Source organism: Pseudorhodobacter sp. (assembly GCF_030452865.1).
In the GTDB taxonomy this organism is placed as follows: Bacteria; Pseudomonadota; Alphaproteobacteria; order Rhodobacterales; family Rhodobacteraceae; genus Pseudorhodobacter.
In genome coordinates this window covers 1-5,407 of record NZ_JAKDLJ010000246.1, presented here as the reverse complement: position 1 = coordinate 5,407, position 5,407 = coordinate 1, and the positions used below count along the sequence as shown (strand labels likewise).

Annotated in this window: 5 protein-coding genes and 1 pseudogene; 3 read left to right on the top strand and 3 right to left on the bottom strand. The window is 62.0% G+C overall.

Features of this window, described 5'->3' with window-relative positions; translation table 11 throughout:
• Window positions 1–954: pseudogene (locus tag L0H65_RS13560) on the top strand (PIG-L family deacetylase); the annotation flags it as partial.
• A 115-nt stretch (window positions 955–1,069) separates the two neighbouring features.
• On the opposite strand, the gene L0H65_RS13555 reads toward L0H65_RS13560, so the two are convergent.
• The 3 genes from L0H65_RS13555 to L0H65_RS13545 are packed head-to-tail and all read right to left on the bottom strand — an operon-like array spanning window position 1,070 to window position 4,126.
• Window positions 1,070–2,101 (bottom strand): ABC transporter substrate-binding protein, encoded by a 1,032-nt coding sequence (locus L0H65_RS13555; protein ID WP_301459581.1) that lies wholly within the window; start codon window positions 2,099–2,101, stop codon window positions 1,070–1,072.
• Complete coding sequence (locus tag L0H65_RS13550) at window positions 2,071–3,447, bottom strand: sensor histidine kinase (RefSeq protein ID WP_301459580.1); 1,377 nt, start codon at window positions 3,445–3,447, stop codon at window positions 2,071–2,073. The genes L0H65_RS13555 and L0H65_RS13550 overlap by 31 nt, the downstream gene beginning before the upstream one ends.
• Window positions 3,448–3,460: 13 nt before the next feature.
• Window positions 3,461–4,126 (bottom strand): response regulator transcription factor, encoded by a 666-nt coding sequence (locus L0H65_RS13545; RefSeq protein WP_301459579.1) that lies wholly within the window; start codon window positions 4,124–4,126, stop codon window positions 3,461–3,463.
• 121 nt (window positions 4,127–4,247) lie between these two features.
• Between L0H65_RS13545 and L0H65_RS13540 the strand changes: the two genes are divergently transcribed.
• Window positions 4,248–5,216, top strand: a complete 969-nt coding sequence (locus L0H65_RS13540) for a tripartite tricarboxylate transporter substrate binding protein (protein WP_301459578.1) — start codon at window positions 4,248–4,250, stop codon at window positions 5,214–5,216.
• A partial coding sequence (locus L0H65_RS13535) for a tripartite tricarboxylate transporter TctB family protein (RefSeq protein ID WP_367651999.1) occupies window positions 5,216–5,407 on the top strand: 192 nt, incomplete at its 3' end. The genes L0H65_RS13540 and L0H65_RS13535, both read left to right, overlap by 1 nt.

The following is a 5,407-nucleotide window of genomic DNA, read 5'->3' as shown; positions in this document are numbered from 1 at the left end:
CTGATCGGGCCGAAACCGACCGCCTCCATCGCGCCACGCCACGCGTTTCACAACCTCGCAGCCCCGCGCCCCATCGCACTCCGCCTGTCACCCGGCGCACGGATCGACGCACCCGAGGGCTGGACGCTGCAATCCACCCCGAAAGGCGCCACGCTGACCCCCGATGCGCCAACGGCGGGGTTGGTGGCGTTGCCCATCACTGTCAATGGCAGCGCCGCCCAAACCGTCACCCGCATTGACCACCCTCATACTGGCCCGCTGATCTGTAGCGCCCCGGCAACCCTGCACCTGCGCGTGGCCGATGTCGCCCTTGCTCCCGCCCGCATCGCCTATATCGGCACCGGCCATGACCGCGTGGATCATTGGCTCAGCGCGATGGGGGCGGATGTCACATCCCTGAACGACGAGGAACTGACCGAAACCACCCTCACCGATTTCGACTCCGTGGTCCTCGGCATCTTCGCCCTGCGCTTCCGCCCATCCCTGCCTGCGCTGATGCCCGCTGTGCATCAATGGATCGCCAAAGGCGGCACGCTGCTAAGCCTCTACCACCGCCCTTGGGACAACTGGGATCCGGCAGCCACACCGCCCCGGCGGTTGGAAATCGGCAAACCCTCGCTGCGCTTCCGCGTCACGGATGAGACGGCGGACGTTATCCATCTGTTGCCCGCCCATCCTGTGCTGAACCATCCGAACCGGATCACCGCCGCCGACTGGCAAGGATGGGTCAAGGAGCGCGGCCTCTATTACGCAAAAAGCTGGGATGCCGCCTATCAACCGTTGCTGGAAATGGCCGACCCCGGCGAAGCGCCACAGCGCGGCGCGCTGCTGTCTGCCCAAATCGGCAAGGGCCAGCATCACCACTGCGCGCTGATCCTGCATCTGCAAATGGAAGCACTGGTCACGGGTGCTTTCCGCTTGATGGCAAATCTGACGGCACCCGCGATGCGCTGACCAACAGCCGCACCCCTGACATCATCTGTTCGAAAATATCCCGAGGGGTGAATGCGTCGCAAGACGCAGAGGGGGGCCGCGCCCCCCTGGCCCGGTCGAACCGACAGCAATTCCCTCACGGCTGCACCATCGCCGCATCCCATTCCGCCAGGAAATTCTGCCGCTTGATCCGGTCAAGATAGACCAGCAAGCCCGGATCAAGCCGGATCGGGCGCAGATGCGGCTTTAGTGCGGCCTTGTCCATCGGTGGCAACCCCGCAACCCCATCAATCAATGCCCGTCCCCGCACCCCGAGCATGAAATCGAGCAGCGCGCCTCCCAGATCAGGCTGCTTTGCCACCACCGGGATGAAGGCGGTCCGCAACAAGGCGAGGGTAAAATCCTCCGGCTCGATCACCTCGATGTCGGGCGCTTGCGGTAAACGGGTCATCGCATAGCTGCCCACCACATTATAGGCCAGCGCCACCCGACCCGCTGCCAGATCGTCAATCATATCACCCGAACAGCAGTAAAGTCGCGCATTCAGTCGCCCCATCACCTCTGCCAACCGCCAGAACGCATCGGTTTGCCGCGCGTCCTGCGTGGCGAACAGGTAACCCGCGCCGGAGACATGCGGATCATAGGTCGCGATCTTGCCGTTGAAGCGGCCGGGATCGGCGCGCAACAGGTCGATCAGATCCCGACGGGTGCGCGGCATCTCCAACCCCGCCATCGCGCGGCGCGAGGCAAGCAAGACCACTGGCTCCAAAGCAAAGCCGAACAGGCGATCCTGCCAGCGCGCCCAATCCGGCAGGCCGGCCACCGCGCCCGAAGCATAGCCCGCCGCGAAACCGTCATTCGCGAGTTTCATCTGCAAATCCATCGCCGAAGAAATCACCAGATCAAACGCAGCACCTTCGTCATGGATGGCGCGGTACACTTCCTGGCTGGAGGCGACGACATAACGCAAACGCAATTCTGGTCTTTCCAGCAGAAACGCGGCAATCAAAGGTGCGACGAAATCAGTGTCCGTCGTCGACAGCACCGAAATTTCGGGGCCGGAGCCTGCGCCGAACACGCGGCTGTCCTCCACCTCGAAGGCCGCCGCGATACAAGCGTGGAGGGCTGTGTGCAGGATCAGGCTTGCGGCAAGGATAAGCTGGCGCATGTGCCCCCCTGTTCCGGTTCGGTCAAGACGAACCGCCCCCCAAGTGCTGCCGCCACTTCCGTCACGATGGTCAACCCCAGACCGGAGCCGACAACATCGGCCACATTGCCGCCACGGGTAAAGCGGCGCGAAAGCTCGGCCAGACCCGCCCCGGACAATCCGCGTCCCTGATCCTGAACCGTTAAAGTCACCATACCCTCCGCCTGGCTCAGCGTCAGCGCTACCGCGGTTTCCTCGGCTGAATATTTGATCGCATTGTCGACCAGATTGCGCAACGCGCTTTCGATCAGCAGCGGGTCGCCTTGCACCAGCATCGGGCCCTCATCCCCTTTCACCACCAGAACAACCTCTTTCAATTCTGCGGTCGGCGCGAAAGCGCGCGCGACATTGCGCGCAATCTGCGACAGGTCCACCGCCTCCCGTTCCAACTGGTCGGACCGATAGAGCACCATGGCGTGATCCAGAAGCTGGCTGGCGGAGCGCGCGCTTTCTTCCACCCCGCGGATCATCGCGCGCAGACGGGTGCGTGTGGCTTCATCGGTGGATTGGCGCAACGCGATCTCTCCCTGGGTGCGGACGGTCGACAGCGGGGTGCGGATGTGATGTGCGGCCTCAGCGATGAAGGTTTCGGTTTGCGACAATGCCCCACGCAAACGCGCGACAAACCCGTTGAGTGCCGCGACCAGAGGCGCAAGTTCGCGCGGCGTCGGGTCGCGCACCGGGCGCAGATCACGCGGCCCGCGTCGCCTCACCGCTTCCGCCAAGCGGTTGATCGGGTTGAACACCGATCCCGCCGAAAGCAGTGACAGCGGCACTGCAAGCACGAAGAAGCCGAGGCCAAGCAAAGCAGCGCGATTCGCAAGCCGATCAGCAATCGCTGCCTGACCTTGCCGGGTCTGGCCAACCATAACCAGCACCGGAACCAGTGTCTTACCGATCACGATGCTGCGCGCAACGGCGGCGATCCGCAATTCACTTCCCAGATACGCACTGGTGAAGAACACCGGCGCGAGTGAAATAGGCACCGTCGCCGGAAGCGGCATATCATCATAGCCTGTCACCGTTTTTCCTGCGATATCAATGCGGTAAAACAGGCTTTCTTGCCCCATCGCGCCCAGCATGGAAAAGGTGGCATAGGCGAGATCAACTTCCACCCCCACTTCGCCCGCGCGCAACTGCTCGGCGATGGAGGTGGTCGCGGCCCCGAGAATCGCATCCTGTGTTGCCTCCGCCGCGCGGTCAGCGGTGGAGCGGACGGTGAAATAGAGCATCACTGCCAGCACCGCTGCCACCGCGACAAGCTGCAACACCAACCGCGCCCGAAGTGAGCCGCCGGTTCGGTTCATGCGCAAACCCGTTTCATTCACAAGTCAACCGGTAGCCAAGCCCGCGCACGGTCTCGATCCGCGCGGCGGAACCGGCAAGTTTCTTGCGCAAACGTCCGACATAAACCTCAATCGCGTTGTCACTGACCGTTTCGGCATAGGAAAACAACCGGTCGCAAAGCTGGTCCTTGCTGAAGATCCGGTCAGGCGCGTTCAGCAGAATTTCGAACAGCCGCAATTCCCGGTTGCGCAAATCCCGCGCCTCTCCCTGAATGGTGACAGTGGCGGTCAGCGGGTTGAACGACAGGTCGGCATAGCTGCGCACGGTTTGCGCTGCCCCGCCCCGACGGCGCAGCACGGCCCGCACCCGCGCCTCCAGTTCAGCGACATCAAAGGGTTTGGTGATATAATCGTCGGCGCCGCTGTCCAGCACATCCACCCGGTCCGACACCGCCGCGCGCGCCGTCATCACGATCACCGGCGTATCATTCCCGGCACGGCGGCGCGCTTGCAAGAAGCGACGGCCATCGCCATCCGGCAACATGATATCCAGCAAAATCAAATCGTAAGCGGCGGCGGCAAGGCAATCTTCCGCCTCGGCCAAGGTCGCCGCCCAATCGACGCCATGCCCGTCCAGCGCCAGCAGGTCACGGACCGAACGGGCCAGATCTGGGCTGTCTTCGACCAGCAGAAATCGCATGATTATTCTGTTCCCATAGGCGCGTGACAGGTTAGTGTCAGCTTTGACGGGAATCGTCTGGCTTGCAAGGGGCGCGCAGATACGCGACCCTATCGCATGAACATGTCTGGGAGGACACTCAATGAAAATGACCATGCTCAAGGTGCTGGGAACCAGTGCCATTCTGTCAGCGATGACCGCAGGTGCGTCTTTCGCGACCGAATGTATCGCACCGGCAAACCCCGGCGGCGGTTGGGATTTCACCTGCCGCCAGATCGCAAACATCATGTATGAGATCAAGGCAATTGACGCACCGATGCAGGTGACCAACATGGCGGGTGGTGGCGGCGGTGTGGCTTTTGCCGCTGTTGTCGCAGATCACAATACCGACGCCGATCTGATTGTCGCGGCATCCTCGGCCACCACGACCCGTCTGGCGCAGAACGCCTTTGCCGGCATGACCGCCGATCAGGTGCGTTTCGTCGGTGCCATCGGTGCCGATCCCGGCGTGATCGTTGTCGCCAAGGACAGCCCGTTCAAAAACCTGAAAGACATGGTGGAAGCGATCAAGGCCGATCCGTCCTCGGTCGCGTTTGCAGGCGGGTCGGCTGTCGGTGGCTTTGACCACATGAAGCCCTTGCAGATCATGAAGGCCGCAGGTTTCAATGACATCACCAAGATCAAGTATATCGGTGTCGATGGTGGCGCCGATGCGATCACCCAGACCATCGGTGGCTTCACGCAGGCGATGACCGGCGACATGTCGGAAATCGTCGGCTTCGTGAAATCGGGTGACGTGCGGGTTCTGGCCGTGCTGACGGATGAACGGGTGCCGGGCTTTGACGATATCCCCACCGCGAAAGAGCAGGGCTATGACGTGGTTGCCGTCAACTGGCGCGGCGCCTATGTGCCCAAAGGCATCTCGGATGAGGAGTTCAACACCTGGGCGACCCGGCTACAAGCCGTTGCAGACAGCGAGCAGTGGAAAACCGCGATGACCGAAAACGGGCTTGCACCGTTTACCAAGGTCGGCCCGGATTTCCAGAACTGGGTTGACGGTGTGATTGCACAAACTGTTGAGCTTTCGAAAGAAATCGGGGTCATCCAGTAATGCGCGGCGACCGGATTTTTGGTCTGGCCATGATGATCATCGCGCTGGGGTATATCCTCAGCGCGACGACCATCCGGACCAGCTTTATGTCGGATCCGGTCGGTCCCCGGATATTTCCTTATATTATTGGTGGCTTGACCATGCTTTGCGCAGTGTCGATGGTGCTGCGACCTGACCCGGATTCGGATTGG